We start from the raw sequence: 16,469 nt of genomic DNA, 5'->3' as shown, positions 1-16,469 counted from the left end.
GATGATCCGCAGCTTCCTCTACGGCGTGGTGCGTAACGCCGAGGTAGAGGTCGCAGACAAGAGCGAACTGAGCGTGTCGGCGCACTGACCCTGCACGGCGGTCGAACGACCACCCCACGACGACGGCGCCCCCGCGGATCGAATCCGCGGGGGCGCCGTCGTCGCTCCTACTGTGCCGGAGCCGGCAAGTGGACGGTCTTGATCTCGAAGAACTCCTCGAGGCCTTCGATGCCGCCTTCACGCCCCATCCCGGACTGCTTGTAACCGCCGAACGGCAGGGTGAAGTCCATCGTCGCGGTATTCACGCTGATGGTGCCGGTACGGATGCGGCGCGCAACCTCGAAGCCGTGGTCGATGTCCTGGGTGTACACCGCCCCCGACAGCCCGTACATCGAATTGTTGGCGATCGCGATGGCGTCCTCTTCGTCTTCGTAGGTGATCACCGAGATGACCGGCCCGAAAACCTCCTCCTGGGCGATCCGGGAGTCGGGGTCGACGTTGTCGAGCAGTGTCGGGGCGACGAAGAAGCCCTTGTCGAATCCTTCCGGACGACCACCGCCGAGCACGATCTTCGCGCCGTCCTCCTTCGCGACGTCGATGTATCCCAGGACGCGGTCCTGTTGACGCTTCGACGCGAGCGGGCCGAGGAAATTGGTCGGCTCCCACGGGTTGCCGATCGGCAGCGCGCCGTACGCGGCCTTCAGGACTTCGAGCACCTCGTCGTGACGCTTGCGGGAGACGAGCACGCGCGAGAGGGCGATGCACGCCTGACCGGATTGCATGCAGCCCCCCATGGGGAGCGTCTGCACCACGTGGTCGATGTCGGCGTCGTCGAGGATGATCGCCGCGGACTTGCCGCCGAGTTCGAGCGAGACCCGTGCGATGCGCTCACCGGCCAGCGACATGATGCGCCGGCCCGCCGCGGTGCTGCCGGTGAAGGTGATGTGGTCGACGTCGGGGTTGGTCACGAGCGTCTCCGACACCTCGCGGTCGGCGCACAGCACGCTGACGACACCCTCGGGAATGCGGCCCTCCGCGACCAACTCGGCGATGATGTCCGCGAACACCGAAGGCGAGAGCGGTGCCTCCGGCGCGGTCTTGAGCACGACCGAGCAACCCGCGGCCAGCGCCGGGGCGAGCTTGAACGCGATCGTCCCCACCGGGCCGTTCCAGGGGATGATCGCGGCAACGACTCCCGTCGGTTCCTTCACGATGCGCGAGACACCGCCCGCTGCGCGCGGACGCTCCTCGGTGGTCTCGAACGTGCGGGCCACCGCGGCGACCGCACGGAACAACCCGCCGACCATCTCCTGGGTCGGCCGGCTGACGCTCACAGGCACGCCGACCTCGACGACCCCGATCGGGGTGAGCTCGTCCACCCGCCGTTCGAGGCGGTCGGCGATGGCGTCGACGACATCGGCGCGCTCTGCCATGGTGCGCGACGCCCACTCACCCTTGTCGAACGATTCACGCGCTGCAGCAACCGCTTTGGCGACGTCCTCGGCCGTGGCGGTGCGCACCCGCGCGACCTTCTCCTCGGTGAACGAGTCGACGACGTCGACCCATTCGCCGCCGGTCGAATCGACCCAGCGGCCGCCGATGAAAACCTGTTCGCGGTCGGCAATCGACGGGGCGGTACCTGTCGAGGCTTCGGTGGTGGTCATATGTGCAAGCTCCTTCGCTTCAGCGGATGTTGTAGCCGGCGTCGACCGGGAACGTGACACCGGTGACGTATCGAGCCTCGTCGGAGGCGAGGTAGACGATCGCGTTGCTGATGTCGACGGCCTCGATCAGTTCGACCGGCATCGGGTTCTTGTACGACTCGTCGGCGGCAACCTCGGGATGGGAGTTGACGAACTCGCCGTACTCCGCGTTCGCCACCATCGGCGTGTTCACGCCGGTCGGATGCACCGTATTCACCCGAATGCTTTGCGGGGCAAGCTGTTTCGCGTAGATCCGCATGAGGCCGACGACACCGTGCTTCGCGGCGCTGTACCCGACCTGGCCGGGGAAGGTGTTCAGCCCGATGCTCGTCAGGCCGGCCGCAGAACTCGTGATGATGATCGACCCGCCCTCCCCTCGTTCGACGAGGTGCGGCACCGTCACCTCGAGCACGTGCCATACACCGGTGAGCATGGTGTCGATCGCGTCGTGCCATGCCTGGCGCTGTTCACCGGGGCCGATCACCGGCATGATGCCGGCGTTCGGCAGCACGATGTCGACCTTCCCGAACTGTGCGATGCCCGCGTCGTAGGCCCGCTGGACATCCTCGATGTTGCGGACGTCGCCGATGGACGTGACGATCGAGCCTCCGGCCTCCTTGACCTGCCGCTCGGTCTCGGCGAGGTCGTCGCTGGTCGCCATCGGATAGAAGACCGTGGGGATCTGGCCGCAGATGTCCATCGCGACGACGGAGGCCCCCTCTTCGGCGAGCCGGACGGCGTGCGAGCGTCCCTGGCCTCGCGCCGCACCGGTGATGAAAGCGACCTTGCCTTCGAGTCGACCCATGAGTGTTCTCCTCGGATTGCACGCCCCGACTCCGGCGGGCGAGCGCCCGCGCGTGGGAACGTAGTGAAGTTGGGACCTCTATGTGTGAGGCGCACCACAGAAGGTAGTCGCCTAAACCCTTTAGGTCAACGTCGGACAAGATTCGTCACTCGTCTCACCGGGGCGGACTCAGAAGCTGGGCGCCTCGGCCCACTCGCCGACCTGGAAGCAGGAATGTTCGTCCTCCTGCTCGAATGCCGTCAACCGGCACATGCGCACCGCCCCTGCATCGTCCGGATCGATACGAATCAGGGCGATCTGCGCCCCCGCATCGCGCAGGGCCCCGAGTGCCGCCGTGAGCAGTGCCATCCCGAGGCGCTCCCCGCGGGCGGCCTTCGTGAGCACGAGCGCCCGGACCGACGCCGCATCCAACTCGAGGTGGGCGGACAGCGCCGGATCGAACCACACGAACCCCGCCTTCGCCCCCCGGGAATCGGTTGCGAACAGCACACTGCCGGAATCCCGGCGGATCTCGTCGGTGAGGCGCTCGCGTTGCGCCGGTACGAGCGCCGCCGCGTCCAGCACCTCGTCGATCGCCCGCGACACCGCCGGATCATCGAGCGGACGCGGGTCGCCCACCGTGATGCCCTCGGGCGCCGCGACGGGGTCGAGGGAGATCGCGAACGGGCCGGACAGATGACGGAACAACGTCCACAGCCTGCTGACCGCCGGGATGCCGAACCGTCGTGCGAGACGTTCGGACGCGGGGTGCGTGCCGTATGCCCAGCAGCGCAGCGCCACCGCACCGGTGCGCTCCCAGCCGCCGTCCGCTGTCGTGCCGAGGCCGATCTCCTCGACCAGCATCGTGGCCACCCCGCGTGACCGATAGTCCGGATGGACGACGAATTGCACGGTGCCCAGCCCTGCGCCGTCCACCTGCAGGTGCAGGTACGCCACGATCACCAGCGGCGCGTCGTCGCGCGCGCTCAGATCCTTGCGCGCCTTGATCGGCAGGTGGAAGACACGGACACCGTCGCGACTCGTCGAAGTCACATCACCGGGGTGGATCCGCGAGAACCCGGCGTCCTCGTCATACCCGGCGGCCGCCGCGACAAGAGCCGCCACCTCGTCCCGATCGCTGGAATCCAGTTCCGAACACCACTGGTACGAGATCATCCTGTTCGCTCCTCATCTGCGGGCCGGTCGCCATAAACCTAATGCCAGTCGGTATAGGGCCGCAACGGCCGAAGCGGCACCCGCAACCGCTCCGGGGTTTACACTTAAACCTACTTTAGTTAGATTTAGCGTCATCGATCCGAACCACCGCCTGGAGGGCAGCCATGACAGAGGTCGGAATTCCCCGCGAGGAACGCATTCACCGCGCACTCGACCATCTGCGCAACGACACCACCGACGAATTCGAGCACGTCACGTGGTTCGAGCCCGTCGAGTTCACCGACCCGGAGATCGCCAAGCTCGAACGCGAGCGTGTCTTCGGCCGGGTTCCGTCGATCATCGTCCACGGCTCCGAGATCCCGCGCGCGGGCGATTTCGTCACGCTCCAGTTGCCGCGGAACAATGTCATCGTCGTCCGTCAGCGCGACGGCAGCGTCAAGACCCTGGTGAACCAGTGTCGTCACCGCGGCGCGATGGTCGAGAAGGAGGAGAAGGGCCGTTGCCGCCTGTTCTCCTGCCCGTACCATCGCTGGTCCTACGACACCGACGGCACGTTGCGCACCATCACCCGCGACAACACGTTCGGTGACGCCGACCGTTCCGAACGGAACCTCGTGCAACTCCCGACCGAGGAACGTCACGGATTCGTCTGGGTTGTCGACGACGCCGACGCCACCATCGACGTCGCGGACTGGCTCGGCCCCGAGATGGACTCGATCATGGGGTCGTACGGCATGGACAAGATGGTGACCACCAGAGTTCAACGCTTCGACGAGCCCATCAACTGGAAGCTGATGCAAGACGCGTTCCTCGACGGCTACCACATCCAGTACGCCCACCCGAACACCGCCGCCAAGCACATCCATACCAACGTCATGGCCTTCGAGGACTTCGGACATCACTGCCGGTTCCTCAATCTCCGGAAGACCATCGACCGGTGGATCGAAGAGGATCCCGGCGATCGCAGCCTCGCCGAACATGTGACGGAGAGCCATCTGGTGGGTCCCAACAGCACCCTGCTCAGGCAACCCGACCATTTCCAGCTGCTCACCTTCCGCCCGCACCGGAGTGATCCGCAGCGCTGCCACATGGAGATCCGTCTCATCGCCCCGACGCTGGAAGACAGCGGCATGACGGAGGAGCGCTGGAACCGGATCTGGGACAAGAACGTCGAGATCCTGATCGCGGTTCTCCACAACGAGGACTTCCCGATCCTGCGTGGTTCGCAGGTCGCCATGGACAGCGCGAACGCCGGCAACATGCTCCTGGGCCGCAACGAGGTTGCCAACCAGGTCTTCCGCCGCGAGATCCAGAAGCTCGTCGGCGAGAACTGACACCGAACACCACAGCGGGCGCCTGCGGGCACCCCGCACCAGGAGGATTACATGGAGAGCGATCTCTTCGAACACGACCACGAACTGTTTCGCGACTCCGTGCGGAGCTTCGTCGACAAACACGTCGTCCCGAACCTCGAGAAGTGGGACGCTGATCGGCTCATCGACCGGGAAACCTGGCTCGCTGCGGGTAGGCAAGGGCTGCTGGGCCTGAGCGTCCCTGAGCAGTACGGCGGACCCGGCGAGCTCGATTACCGCTTCCGCGTCGTGATCCAGTCCGAGATCGCACGGGTGGGCGCGTCTGCGCTGCAGTCCGGCTTCTCGACCAACGACGACATCGTCCTCAACTACCTGCTCCGCCATGCCACCGACGAGCAGAAGCAGCGGTGGCTGCCCGGATTCGTCACGGGCGAGACGATCGGCGCGATCGCGATGAGCGAACCGGCCGCCGGCAGCGACCTGCGCGGCATCACGACTACCGCGGTGCGCGAAGGCGACCATTGGGTCCTCAACGGGTCCAAGACGTTCATCACGAGCGGCATCCTGGCCGACCTCGTCATCGTCTTCGCCAAGACCGATCCTGCAGCCGGTTCGCGCGGGTTTAGCCTCTTCGTCGTCGAAGACGGAACGCCCGGGTTCTCTCGCGGCCGCAAGCTCGACAAGGTCGGTCTGCACGCCCAGGACACGGCCGAATTGTTCTTCGAGGATGTCCGCGTCCCCGCCGAGAACATCCTCGGCGAGCTGGGGCAGGGCTTCGGCTACCTCATGCAGAGCCTTCCACTCGAGCGGCTCGGTATCGGCATCGCCGCGCAGGTGTCCGCCGAGGCTGTCATGAGCTGGACACTCGACTACGTCAAGGAACGCACCGCGTTCGGCAAGCGCATCGGCGAGTTCCAGGGTATGGGTTTCACGCTCGCCGAACTGCAGACGGCCGTCGAGGTCTCGCGCGCGTACATCGACCGCTGTGTCCGCGAGTACAACAAGGGCACGCTCTCCGCGGTCGACGCGTCCAAGGCGAAGCTGTGGGCCACCGAGTTGCAGGGCCGGGTGATCGATGCCGGCCTCCAGTTCCACGGCGGCTACGGCTACATGATGGAGTACCCGGTTGCGAAGGCGTTCATCGACGCCCGGATCCAGCGGATCTACGGCGGGACCAACGAGATCATGAAGGAGATCATCCATCGTGATCTGATGAAGGCCTGAGTCCCGGCACACGAGGAAGGGGACCCGATTCGATCGGGTCCCCTTCCTCGTCTCAGCTTCGCGATTCCGGTGTGAACGTGAGCGGTAGCCGCACGCAACCACGCACCGACGTGCCGTGCATCAGCGGCGGATCACTGTCGACCAGCGCGTAGTCGGGGATTCGCCGATGTATCTCCTCCATCGCCACGGTGAGCTCGAGACGGGCAAGATGAGACCCGAGGCACCGATGCGGCCCTGCGCCGAACGACAGATGCCGGTTCGGGCCACGATCGATCACGAACGCCTCCGGATCGTCGAACTCGGCATCGTCGCGATTGGCCGAGCACAGCAGGAGCAACAGTTGATCGCCGGCCTCGATGTCGACGCCGGCGATCTCGACATCACGGGTGGCCCGTCGGCCCATGCTGACTGCCGCTTCGATGCGGAGGATCTCCTCCACTGCGTCCGGCACCAGGCTGCTGTCGTCGATGAGCGCCTGCCGTTGCACCGGGTTGTTCGCAAGGTGCACCATTGCCCACGCGAGTGAACCCTGTACCGTGTGCAGTCCTGCGATGAGCAGCAGGAAGAACATGCGGCGCAGTTCCTCGTCGGTGAGATGCCGCTCGACTCCCTCCATCCGGATCGGCGTATCGATGATCTGCGCGGTGACGCTCTCCGCATCTTCGTGCCCGGAACGCACCCGATCCACGAAGGCACCGAAGTACTCGAACACGTTCGTTGCCGCTTCTGCCCGGGCACGGGCGGACTCCTCCTCACCGGCTCCCGGTATCCCCTGGAGGGCGATATCCGTCCACTCCGTGAACTGTTCGGCATCGTCGAGAGGCCACCCCATGAGACTGAGGAAGACACGAGTCGGCAGCGCGTGGGCGAACTCGGCAACGAATTCGCACCGGCCGGAGGCCGCGAACCCGTCGATCAGTTGGTTGACGATCTGGCGGATCCTCGGCTCGAGCTCTGTCATCCGCGCCGGACCGAACAGGGGCTGGAGCGCCTGACGATACTGCGTGTGCTCGGGCGGGTCGATCTCGACCGGGATGAACTTGCCCTGGCCGGCATCGACCAGGTTGTTCGGATAGCTGGAGAACGTCTCGGCATCGCGCAGGATGCGGAAGATGTCCGCGTAGCGTGTGACTATCCAGTGCCCTCCGTAGTGCGGGGAGTAGACGATCGGTCCGCGGGCACGGAGTTCGGCGACCTTCTCTTGGAAGACGTCGACCGGGGCGGCAAGAGTGGGGTCGTAGACGTCGAAGTCCACCATCAGATCGGCTGCGATTTCACGAGTAGTCAAAGTTGAACACCCTTCGAAAGCCGAACGGCGCGTAGATCATCCACGTGGTCGTGAGCGATCGACGCGCCGTTCGGAAGGGACGGTGATCTCGGCGGATCAGGACGTCGGAGTGAACTTGATCGGGAGCCGCAGGCACCCGCGCACCTGGGTGGCATGCAGGACCGGCGGATCGGATTCGACCAGTTCGTAGTCGGGGATTCGCCGGTGCAGTTCTTCGAGAGCAATCGACAGCTCGAGGCGCGCAAGGTGCGAGCCCAGGCATCGGTGCGGCCCCGCACCGAACGACAGGTGACGATTGGGGGTCCGCTCGAGATCCAGCGTGTCCGGATCGTCGAACTCGTCGGCGTCGCGGTTGGCCGAACACAGCATGACGATGAGCTGGTCGCCCTCCTTGATCCGAGCTCCCCCGAGTTCGACGTCGCGTGTCGCGCGCCGACCCATGACGACCGCGGCTTCGATCCGCAGGATCTCCTCCACCGCAGTGGGAATCAGCCCGTCGTCGGCGATCAGCGCCGCGCGCTGGTCGGGGCGGTTGACCAGATGGATGATCGCCCACGCCAACGATCCCTGCACGGTGTGCAATCCCGCGATGAGCAGGAGGAAGAACATGCGGGTGAGTTCTTCGTCCGTGAGCAGACGCTTGCCGTCGGCGAGTTCGATCTCGGTGTGGATGAGAGTCGACGTGACGTCGTCGCCCGGATCGGCGCGGCGTTCGTCGACAATCTTCTGGAAGTACCCGAACATCTGTTGCGCGGCTTCGGCGCGTGCCTGCGCGGACTCTTCCTCACTCGCACCGGGCTTACCCATCAGTGCGATGTCGGTGGCCTCGGTGAACATGGGCGCGTCCTCGAGCGGCCAGTCCATCAGGGCCAGGAACACGCGCGTGGGCAGCTCGTGCGCGAATGCCGAAATGAATTCCGCCTCACCGTCACCTGCGAAGTCGTCGATGAGCTCGTTGACCACTGCGCGGATCTGCCCGGTGAGCGCCTTCATCCGATTGGGCGAGAACAGCGGTTGCAAGGCCACTCGGTAGGCGGTGTGCTCCGGCGGATCGAGTTCGAGCGGCAGGAACTTGCCGTCGCCCGCATTGACGAGATTGTTCGGATAGCTCGAGAAGGTCTCCGGGTTACGGAGCACCTCGTGGACTTCCTTGTAGCGGGTGACGATCCAGTGACCGCCGTGCGCGGTCGAATAGACGACAGGACCGCAGGCCGCCAGTTCGGCGACCTTCTCCTGAACGGTGTCCACTGGGTAGGCAAGTGTCGGATCGTAGATGTCGAAGTCGACCACAGGTGTCGACCGGTCGTCGGTAACAGTCATGCTGTCCGCCTCGTCAAGCAGATGGGTTCCGAGAGGATTCGGAAATTTCGAGAGTCAATGCTCGCTCGGGACACATCGCGACGGCCTCCTCGGCCGCCGCGACGTGCCCGGCGAGTTCGAGTGCGTCCTGGAGGATCACCGGATAACCGGAATCGTCACAGTCGACGACCTCGGGAGAACGGCCGTAGCACAGACCGTGTCCCGCACACACCGACCGATCCACGACGAGGCGGCGCGTACCGTGCTTGGTTCCCGTGTCGTGGGCAGCCATGATCGTTACTCTTCACCGGTGACCATCGGCGGAGGGTTGTTCCCGTCCTCCGGGAACATCATCGCCACACGAGACAGGGTGCCGCCGTCGGTCGTCGGCAGGGTGACGCCGGAGATGTACGCCGACTCGTCCGACACCAGGAACAACGCGGCCCGCGCATTGTCCGTCAGTGACGGCGGACGATCGAGCTTCAGCGGGATCGGCGAGACGCTCGGATCCCACGGGCCGGCGACCTCCTCGTACGACTGCCCCACCACCGGAGCACCGGCCGGCGCCAGAAAGTTCGGCGACATTCCGTGCGTCGGGGCGATCGCATTCACGCGGATCCCGTACTTGCCCAAATCCAGGCTCAGACCGCGAACCATCCCGTTCACGCCGGCCTTCGTCGCCGAATACGCTGCGATGCTGTGGTACGCCACGAACGACGCCGCCGACGAGGTCGCCAGGATGACACCGCCGCCATTGGCCCGCAACGCCGGCACCGCCGCCTTCGCCGTGTAGAACACACCCGACAGGTTCACCCCGATGACGTCCTGCCAGTCCGCGTCCGTCAGATCCTGGAACTCGACCTGCTCACCACCCGCAACGGACGGCACACCACCACGCGAGACGATCCCGGCATTGGCCCACGCGATGTCGAGCTTGCCGAACGCCGCCACCGTCGCCGCCACCGCATCGACCACCTGCTGCTCGACCCGCACATCCGCGGTGACAGCGATGGCCGAACCACCCTGCTGCTCGACCAACTCGACCGTGCCCTTCGCACGCTCCGGATCGATATCGACCACCGCGATCTTTGCGCCCTCGGACGCGAACAACTGCGACGCCTCACGCCCCAACCCGGACCCGGCACCGGTGATCAGCGCGACCTTACCTTCGAGTTTCATCAAAGCTCCTCAGTTCGAACATGTGACAGAGGGATGGAAGATTCTGGAGGAAGGCGACTTTCCGCGAGGGTCACGCCTCCGTGTGATCCATCTTACAGTCATGAGAAGTGATACGTCAATCGTATTTTGTTAAATGACCGAGCCGGATCGAGGTGTCGACAGGACCCGTGCGCGGGAACCGGCACCTCACCGCCGCGATGTCGCCGACGAGCACTCGCTCGACGATTCGCGACGGACCGCCGGCACGCGACACTGCCGGTACGCGACACCGCCGGTAGGCGACTCCTAGTACGCGATGAAGAGAATCTCGTCGCGCGAGTACTCCATTCCGGGATGCGATTCGCCGAGGTGCGACCGGGCCTTCACAACCAGGTCGTCCTCGTCCACACCCGTGACCACCGTCCCGCACGGGCAGGTCAATCTCGTCTTCGCTCTCATAGGGGTCGGCCCTTCTGCGCCATCCGCGCGATCGGTGACATCGATGTCCGCCCTCGGCGACCGAGAGGCCGGGGGCGCGCCGGGTCTGGTGTGGTCGACGTCACAGCACGATATCTAACGTACATAGGTTACGCAAGCCGCCGGAGCCCTGGTACCGGTCGTCCGCTGTCGACAGGGCCGATCCGGACCGAATGCTCGCGTCCTCGTCGTCCGTCTCGTCAGGGCTCCGGCAATGACGGTCGCCGCGCAGCCACGGTTTCCGGATGTACTGCGCCACCGGCTCTCGGCCCCCTCGTATATCGGGAGTTGCTCAGGCAGGCTCCGCGGTCTTCTCGACAGTCGCATCCGTCCGGTGCACTGCCTCGGTTCGTCGGGGAACCAGCGACACCAGCACTGCGGCAGCCACGCCGGCGAACGCGAAGGCGTAGTAGGCCCAGTCCGCTCCGAGTGACGAGCTCATGACAATGCCGGTGAGAATCGGTCCGCAGACACCGCCCAACCGGCCCAGCCCCACCGCCAGGCCGAGCGCTGTGCCACGCGCGGCGGGCGGGTAGAAGATCCCGACAAATCCGTAGACTCCCGTCGTGGAGGACGCACAGAAGCCGATCAGCAGAACCAACCCGAACACGAGGGCCTGTGCAGGCTGCAGGGTGAGGGCGGACACTGCGAGGGCTCCACCGATAAAGCTCAGGGAAATCACCGGACGCGATCCCAACCGATCCGCGAGACCGGTGATGACCACCATGCCGAACCCGCTACCGATGTTGAAGGCGAGCAGGAACGACAACGCAGACCCGAGATCATAGCCGGAAGCCCTCAGCATCTGAGGAATCCAGGTGTTCATGCCGTACGAGACGAGAAGGCCGAAGAACGTGATGAGCGGGAACATGATCGTCGCGATTCTGTAGCCAGGTGCGAACAGAAGCTTCAGTCCCGATTCGGAACCGGCATTCGCGGTCGTCGGCTCCTCCAAGGCCAAGCCGGATTCGGCACTGTCGTCGACCGAGTACCGCTGCGTCAACGCCCGGGCCTCGTCGTGCCGGCCCTTGCTCACGAGGAAGGCGATCGATTCGGGCAGGCTTCGGTAGGCGATGACAAACAACACGACTCCGAGCAGACCGCCCACTGCGAACATCGATTCCCAGCCGAAGGTCGGAATCATGAAAATGGCGGCCACGGCAACCACGCACCCCCCGATAGGAAAGCCGGTTTGGATGACACCGTTGTAGAACTGCCGACGCTCTACCTTCACGTATTCCTGGGTGAGCGCAATCAGGGTGGGGAGGGCTCCGCCGAAGCCGAGGCCGGCAAGCAGCCTGAAGAGGCCGAAGATCTCCAGAGTCGGCGCTACGGCACACAACCCCGTGAACAAGCTGAAGCTCACAATGCAGGCGAGCACGATCGGTCGTCGGCCGACGAGATCCGTGAGGTAGCCGGCCAGCATTGCGCCGGCCATCATGCCGAACAGCGACAAACTGCCGATCAACCCTGCCGAGGCGGTGGTGATCCCCCACTGCTCGATTTCCAGCAACGTCGGAAGCACCGCGCCGAACATGATGAGGTCGACACCGTCGAGGATGGTAATGGCCAAGCAGGTGAGGACCACGGATCGGGCGCCCGAAACGGTCCTCTCCTTCCCGGGACGGGAGATCTGGGACATGTTGGTTCCTTCGGATTGTGGGAGGACTGGGTTCGATGCCGGTGAACGCGCGGGTGATGGTTGTCGACGTGCGTCGACACCGGACAGAATCGTTCGATTGCACCCTCGTCGCGACTGTCGAGGGGCCGGGTTGCGGGATACCCCATGCCACCGCGGTACGTCGTACATCACACGGGCATTAATCTAATCCTTGTCGATAATGGCGACAAGTCCGGAGCGGGCAATTCGAGACTCAGCCCCACTTCCTCGGATCCTCGAACGCACGCGCCATCCACTGGTGAAAGTGCTGGTTGGCAATCTCGTTTCGCCCGAAATGGAGCGGTCCGATGTCCGTGTTCGTGACGGCCTTCTGCAGACCCGCGTTGACGACGAGGTCCTCGTCGCGAAGCACGGCCATCAGAATGTTCCAGTTCTTGTCCCACCGCGCCTTCTGCTCGTCGGTCACGGCGGGCTGCCGGGTGAGAAGACGCATCTGCATCCGAGTCCCGACGGGCGTGCCCGGAGCAGGAACGAAGTTGAGCACTTCCAGATGGTCCGGTTGTCGCAGAACCGACATGTTGGGCATCAGAAAATGTGCCACGGTGATATGCCGATCGATCGGGGCGTCCTCGGGCGCCACAGCGCGTACCGTGTCGATGCTCTTGCGGGCGGTGACCATTCGTCCGTGCCTGCCCATCGGCTCCCATGCCTGTGCATTGTTGTAGAAGTACGGCGCCACGGTCCCGGCGTGGGTCGAGGTGATGTGGTAGCCGTCGAGGAAGGCGTCCATCAACACCTTCCAGTTGATGTCCACATCGAAGTTCCGGGCGATATGGCAGTGGTACTTGTCCATCTCCATGGCGGCGAGGGACTCGTCGAACTCGCGGCCGAGCCACTCCGCGATGTCGATCGTGCGATCCCCTGCGGCGGAGTCGACGACCCAGACGAAGCCGTGCCGCTCCTCGACCGGAACCTCCAGCAAGCTCATGCAGCGACGATCGACGCTCCCGAACGTCGGCTCGTCCGCGACGGACCGCAGGCTGCCGTCGTTGCCGTACGCCCACCCGTGGTAGCGGCACGAGAAGAAGCGCTTCGAGCCCTTCTCCTCGGGAACGAGCCGGGCGCCTCGATGCCGGCAGGTATTCACGAAACCGCGAACCCCACCATCTGTCTGCCGAACGAGAACAATCTCGTTGTTCGGCAGTTGGACGGTCGCAAAGTCGTGGTTGCCGGGCAATTCGGTGCTGTGCGCGGCGATGATCGGCACATGTCCGAACAGTTCTCTGCGCTCGCGGGCCGCGAGTTCCGGGTCGGTGTAGACGCGCGGGTCGACTTCGAGGATTTCGGGCGCCATATCGGTGGTGCCGTTGTCGAGGTGCTCGAACATCGCACGGGCAAAGCCCGCCTTCGTCGCCTCGTCGTACGGCAGATCGGTGTAGACCATCGTGCTCACTCCTTTGCGGGACCACAGGGGCCCCGGTAAGACGTCGCTAAAGCTGCAAGCTCTTGATTTCGACGAATTCCTCGAGACCGAATGCCCCGCCTTCACGTCCATGGCCGGATTGCTTGAATCCGCCGAAGGGTGCTGCGCCGTTGAACTTTCCGCCGTTGACCTCGATCTGCGTGGCACGCAGTCTGCGCGCAACCGACTTCGCGCGCTCGGCGTCGCCGGACCACACAGCGCCGGCGATACCGAAGATCGTGCCGTTCGCGATCTCGACCGCCTGCTCGGGCGTGTCGTACGCGATGATCGACAGCACCGGGCCGAAGATCTCCTCCTGTGCGATCGTGCTGTCCGGGTCGACCTCCGAGAACACGGTCGGTTCGACGAAGAATCCGGTACGGGCCGGTGCGTCGACCGAGCCGGCGACGAGCTTCGCGCCCTCCTCGACGCCGGCACGGATGTAGTCGAGGACCCGCTCACGCTGGGCTGCGGTCACCATGGGTCCGAGCTTCGTGTCGCCGTCGGTGGGATCGCCGGGCGCGTATGCCACGACCGCCTTCGCGGCAAGCTCCTCCGCCTCGGCCAAGCGGGAGCGCGGTACGATCAGACGAGTCTGCGCATTGCAGGACTGTCCGCCGTTCATGTAGCAGGCGCGCACGGTGTGCGGCACGGCCTTCGCGAACTCCTCGTCGCTGAGGTCGTCGAGCAGCACAGCAGCGCTCTTTCCGCCCAATTCGACCGACACCCGCTTCACGGTCCCGGCGGCCAGTTCGAGCACTCGCTTACCGACCGAGTTCGAGCCCGTGAAGCTGACCATGTCGATGTCCGGATGAACGGCGACGGCCTCGCCGACTATCGGGCCGTACCCGTGCACCAGGTTGAATACGCCGGCGGGGATTCCGACCGCGTCGACCGCTTCTGCCAGAGCGCGGGCGGTGAACGGGGCAACCTCGCTGGCCTTGACGACCACCGTGCAGCCGGTCACGAGCGCAGCGCCGATCTTGGCGGTGATCTGGTGCAACGGGTAGTTCCAGGGTGTGATACACCCGATCACACCGACCGGCTCCCGCACGATCAGAGAATTGCGGAGCGGTTCCTCCCACGGGAAGTCCTTCGCCGCGGCCACTGCCTCCCGCAGATCGACGATGCCCAGTCCGACCTGAGCCCAGCGAGCGACCCTGCGCGGAGTGCCGACCTCCGCGACGACGATGTCGGTGATCTCATCCTGTCGCCGCTCCAGTTCGTCGGCCAGCCGCGACACGAACTCGGCCCGTGTGCTCGGCGCGGTCTGCGACCACTGCCCGAAGGCCCGCCGGGCAGCAGCCACGGCCGTATCGACATCATCGACGGCTCCGGCGGGGACGCTCCCGATGCACTCCTCGGAAGTCGGGTCGACGACGTCGATACGCTCGGTGCTCGCGGACGCAGTCCACCTGCCGTCCACATACAAGTCCAGGGTCACGAGGGCTCTCTCTCCGTATCATCGAGTTGGTGGATCTGCCGGTGCTTCGAATCGTTCGAGTACCGGGAAAAAGTCGGACGCAACGACTCGGCGATCACGATCCGAGCAGGCTGTCGTCACTGACCGACGTGCGGGCCGAATCCAGCACTCCGGCAAGGAATCCGCGGATGGTGACCACGAACAGCTCACGCGACGACCATCGGTTGGCTTCGAGCGCGCGGGCGAGCGTCGGGTGTCTACGCTCGTCGACGTTCGGGAAAACTTCTGTGCTTCCGACCGGTTCGCGTGTGAGTTCGCTCAGCGTGGTCGCGAGTGCCAGTTTCTCCAGTCCGTCCAGAATCACGATGTGCAGACGTGCCGGAACCCCTCCGTCCTCGAGGATTCGCGCACACATTTCGTACGTTCTCGTCAGGACGTCCCGCGGAAGAAACTGCACCAGTACGATGGCCGCGTCGGGGTGGCGAAGAATCGCGTCGCGGTAATTGAGACTTAGTTCGACGAACCATTCCACCCAGTCCGTACCCGGTGAATACTCGGGCACCGTGGCCTCGGTCATCAGCTCCTTCGCCACCTCGGTCATGAGCTCACGGCGATCGGCGAAATGGTGGTACAGCGATGAGGTTTTCACCTTCAGTTGTCTGGCCACCCGCGGCAGGCTGAACGCATCGAAACCCTCGGTGTCGATGAGCTCGATGCTTGCCGCGATCGTCGCGCTCCGGCTGATCAGAGGCCTTGCCGGTCTTCCCATCACTTCCTACCTTCGATCGTCCCAGGCCTCAGTTCTACGACCTCGCCGTATCGGCTCCGATGGAAAACCAGTGGCTGCGTGATCGAATCGGATTCGAAGTCGAGGAGGTCGGCAACCGCGACGAGGTGATCGCCACCGTCGTGTTCCGCAACCAGCGCCGCCTCGAACCACGCTGCCGCACCGTCGAGAATCGGCGCACCGCGCACGGCCGGTCGCCACCGGACTCCCTCGAATTTCGATCCACCCGATCTCGCAAAGCCGTCGCTGAGCGTGTGTTGGCCCGAGGAGAGCACGTTGACACAGAATGTCTCGGCCGTGCGGATCGCCGGCCAGCTCGTCGAACGCCGGCTCGGGCACAGCAGGATCCGAGGCGGATCCAGCGACAGCGCCGAAAACGACTGACAGGTGAATCCGGCCGGTTCGTCGCCCACCATTGCCGTCACCACCGTCACACCGGAACAGAAATGTCCCAGGGCGTCGCGGAGCGCCCGAGTGTCCGTAACCTGGCCGGTGCTGCCGTCCGAACGGGTCGACATGTCTCGTCCTCTCATCCGCTCGGTGCGATGTGCACCCTGATATCGACTGCAGCACTGATCCATTCGAGGGGTGGTCTGCCGAAGCAGGCATGTGCATTCGTCGAGATGCTGTGCTCGGGGTCGGCAGGTTCGATGCGGAGGGAGCCGAACTCCCCTGTGTCCTCGAGCCGGATCTGCGGGTCGCCGGACCTTCGGTGGAGAACGATGCGCACGGATCCCTCCGCCCTCGATGGTTG

15 protein-coding genes are annotated in these 16,469 nt (G+C 64.9%); 2 read left to right on the top strand and 13 right to left on the bottom strand.

Going from position 1 to position 16,469, the window contains the following annotated elements; all coding sequences use genetic code 11:
* Window positions 1-167: 167 nt before the first annotated feature.
* From QYS60_RS23340 to QYS60_RS23330, 3 genes are all read right to left on the bottom strand, one after another.
* Window positions 168-1,664 (bottom strand): aldehyde dehydrogenase, encoded by a 1,497-nt coding sequence (locus tag QYS60_RS23340; RefSeq protein WP_003939653.1) that lies wholly within the window; start codon window positions 1,662-1,664, stop codon window positions 168-170.
* Window positions 1,665-1,683: 19 nt separating this feature from the next.
* Complete coding sequence (locus QYS60_RS23335; protein ID WP_371384395.1) at window positions 1,684-2,508, bottom strand: mycofactocin-coupled SDR family oxidoreductase; 825 nt, start codon at window positions 2,506-2,508, stop codon at window positions 1,684-1,686.
* Window positions 2,509-2,676: 168 nt separating this feature from the next.
* The gene (locus QYS60_RS23330; protein ID WP_371384394.1) at window positions 2,677-3,663 is read right to left on the bottom strand and encodes a GNAT family N-acetyltransferase; all 987 of its coding nucleotides are present in this window, start codon (window positions 3,661-3,663) and stop codon (window positions 2,677-2,679) included.
* A gap of 164 nt (window positions 3,664-3,827) precedes the next feature.
* Here QYS60_RS23330 and QYS60_RS23325 point away from each other — a divergent pair, with 164 nt between their 5' ends.
* On the top strand, window positions 3,828-4,997 hold the full coding sequence (locus QYS60_RS23325) for an aromatic ring-hydroxylating dioxygenase subunit alpha (RefSeq protein WP_371384393.1): 1,170 nt from the start codon (window positions 3,828-3,830) through the stop codon (window positions 4,995-4,997).
* Between the two features lie 51 nt (window positions 4,998-5,048).
* A complete protein-coding gene (locus QYS60_RS23320) occupies window positions 5,049-6,200 on the top strand; it encodes an acyl-CoA dehydrogenase family protein (RefSeq protein WP_003939649.1) in 1,152 nt (383 codons plus the stop codon).
* 52 nt (window positions 6,201-6,252) lie between these two features.
* Here QYS60_RS23320 and QYS60_RS23315 read toward each other — a convergent pair whose 3' ends face one another.
* The 10 genes from QYS60_RS23315 to QYS60_RS23270 all read right to left on the bottom strand — a co-directional run bounded on the left by QYS60_RS23315 (window position 6,253) and on the right by QYS60_RS23270 (window position 16,233).
* Complete coding sequence (locus QYS60_RS23315) at window positions 6,253-7,458, bottom strand: cytochrome P450 (RefSeq protein WP_371384397.1); 1,206 nt, start codon at window positions 7,456-7,458, stop codon at window positions 6,253-6,255.
* Window positions 7,459-7,584: 126 nt separating this feature from the next.
* Entirely contained in the window at window positions 7,585-8,808 is a 1,224-nt protein-coding gene (locus QYS60_RS23310) for a cytochrome P450 (RefSeq protein ID WP_371384392.1), read from the bottom strand.
* Window positions 8,809-8,821: 13 nt separating this feature from the next.
* On the bottom strand, window positions 8,822-9,079 hold the full coding sequence (locus tag QYS60_RS23305) for a ferredoxin (RefSeq protein ID WP_371384391.1): 258 nt from the start codon (window positions 9,077-9,079) through the stop codon (window positions 8,822-8,824).
* A 5-nt stretch (window positions 9,080-9,084) separates the two neighbouring features.
* Window positions 9,085-9,966: an SDR family NAD(P)-dependent oxidoreductase gene (locus QYS60_RS23300; RefSeq protein WP_003939645.1), complete on the bottom strand. Its 882-nt coding sequence runs from the start codon at window positions 9,964-9,966 to the stop codon at window positions 9,085-9,087.
* Window positions 9,967-10,251: 285 nt separating this feature from the next.
* The gene (locus QYS60_RS23295; protein WP_081608820.1) at window positions 10,252-10,404 is read right to left on the bottom strand and encodes a DUF1059 domain-containing protein; all 153 of its coding nucleotides are present in this window, start codon (window positions 10,402-10,404) and stop codon (window positions 10,252-10,254) included.
* A 310-nt stretch (window positions 10,405-10,714) separates the two neighbouring features.
* Window positions 10,715-12,064 carry an MFS transporter gene (locus QYS60_RS23290; protein ID WP_371384390.1) on the bottom strand — a complete coding sequence of 450 codons (1,350 nt, stop codon included), beginning with the start codon at window positions 12,062-12,064 and terminating at the stop codon, window positions 10,715-10,717.
* A 232-nt stretch (window positions 12,065-12,296) separates the two neighbouring features.
* The gene (locus QYS60_RS23285) at window positions 12,297-13,598 is read right to left on the bottom strand and encodes an SRPBCC family protein (RefSeq protein WP_371384389.1); all 1,302 of its coding nucleotides are present in this window, start codon (window positions 13,596-13,598) and stop codon (window positions 12,297-12,299) included.
* Window positions 13,534-14,949, bottom strand: coding sequence for an aldehyde dehydrogenase family protein (locus QYS60_RS23280; RefSeq protein WP_371384388.1), 1,416 nt, complete (start codon window positions 14,947-14,949; stop codon window positions 13,534-13,536). The genes QYS60_RS23285 and QYS60_RS23280 overlap by 65 nt, the downstream gene beginning before the upstream one ends.
* A gap of 94 nt (window positions 14,950-15,043) precedes the next feature.
* Window positions 15,044-15,697, bottom strand: a complete 654-nt coding sequence (locus QYS60_RS23275; RefSeq protein ID WP_371384387.1) for a TetR/AcrR family transcriptional regulator — start codon at window positions 15,695-15,697, stop codon at window positions 15,044-15,046.
* Window positions 15,697-16,233, bottom strand: coding sequence for a flavin reductase family protein (locus QYS60_RS23270; RefSeq protein WP_371384386.1), 537 nt, complete (start codon window positions 16,231-16,233; stop codon window positions 15,697-15,699). Before QYS60_RS23270 ends, QYS60_RS23275 begins: the two co-directional genes overlap by 1 nt.
* Between the last annotated feature and the right edge of the window lie 236 nt (window positions 16,234-16,469).

Source organism: Rhodococcus sp. GXMU-t2271 (assembly GCF_041414735.1).
Taxonomy (GTDB): domain Bacteria; phylum Actinomycetota; class Actinomycetes; order Mycobacteriales; family Mycobacteriaceae; genus Rhodococcus; species Rhodococcus indonesiensis.
This window is presented reverse-complemented; position numbering and strand designations above follow the sequence as displayed.

Bases quoted from the DNA above. Each gene is read 5' to 3' on its own strand.
- QYS60_RS23325 (WP_371384393.1), top strand. From the start codon at position 3,828: ATGACAGAGGTCGGAATTCCCCGCGAGGAACGCATTCACCGCGCACTC.
- QYS60_RS23330 (WP_371384394.1), bottom strand. From the start codon at position 3,663: ATGATCTCGTACCAGTGGTGTTCGGAACTGGATTCCAGCGATCGGGAC.
- QYS60_RS23335 (WP_371384395.1), bottom strand. From the start codon at position 2,508: ATGGGTCGACTCGAAGGCAAGGTCGCTTTCATCACCGGTGCGGCGCGA.
- QYS60_RS23300 (WP_003939645.1), bottom strand. From the start codon at position 9,966: ATGAAACTCGAAGGTAAGGTCGCGCTGATCACCGGTGCCGGGTCCGGG.
- QYS60_RS23285 (WP_371384389.1), bottom strand. From the start codon at position 13,598: ATGGACGTGAAGGCGGGGCATTCGGTCTCGAGGAATTCGTCGAAATCA.
- QYS60_RS23270 (WP_371384386.1), bottom strand. From the start codon at position 16,233: ATGTCGACCCGTTCGGACGGCAGCACCGGCCAGGTTACGGACACTCGG.
- QYS60_RS23310 (WP_371384392.1), bottom strand. From the start codon at position 8,808: ATGACTGTTACCGACGACCGGTCGACACCTGTGGTCGACTTCGACATC.
- QYS60_RS23295 (WP_081608820.1), bottom strand. From the start codon at position 10,404: ATGAGAGCGAAGACGAGATTGACCTGCCCGTGCGGGACGGTGGTCACG.
- QYS60_RS23315 (WP_371384397.1), bottom strand. From the start codon at position 7,458: ATGGTGGACTTCGACGTCTACGACCCCACTCTTGCCGCCCCGGTCGAC.
- QYS60_RS23305 (WP_371384391.1), bottom strand. From the start codon at position 9,079: ATGGCTGCCCACGACACGGGAACCAAGCACGGTACGCGCCGCCTCGTC.
- QYS60_RS23290 (WP_371384390.1), bottom strand. From the start codon at position 12,064: ATGTCCCAGATCTCCCGTCCCGGGAAGGAGAGGACCGTTTCGGGCGCC.
- QYS60_RS23275 (WP_371384387.1), bottom strand. From the start codon at position 15,697: ATGGGAAGACCGGCAAGGCCTCTGATCAGCCGGAGCGCGACGATCGCG.
- QYS60_RS23340 (WP_003939653.1), bottom strand. From the start codon at position 1,664: ATGACCACCACCGAAGCCTCGACAGGTACCGCCCCGTCGATTGCCGAC.
- QYS60_RS23320 (WP_003939649.1), top strand. From the start codon at position 5,049: ATGGAGAGCGATCTCTTCGAACACGACCACGAACTGTTTCGCGACTCC.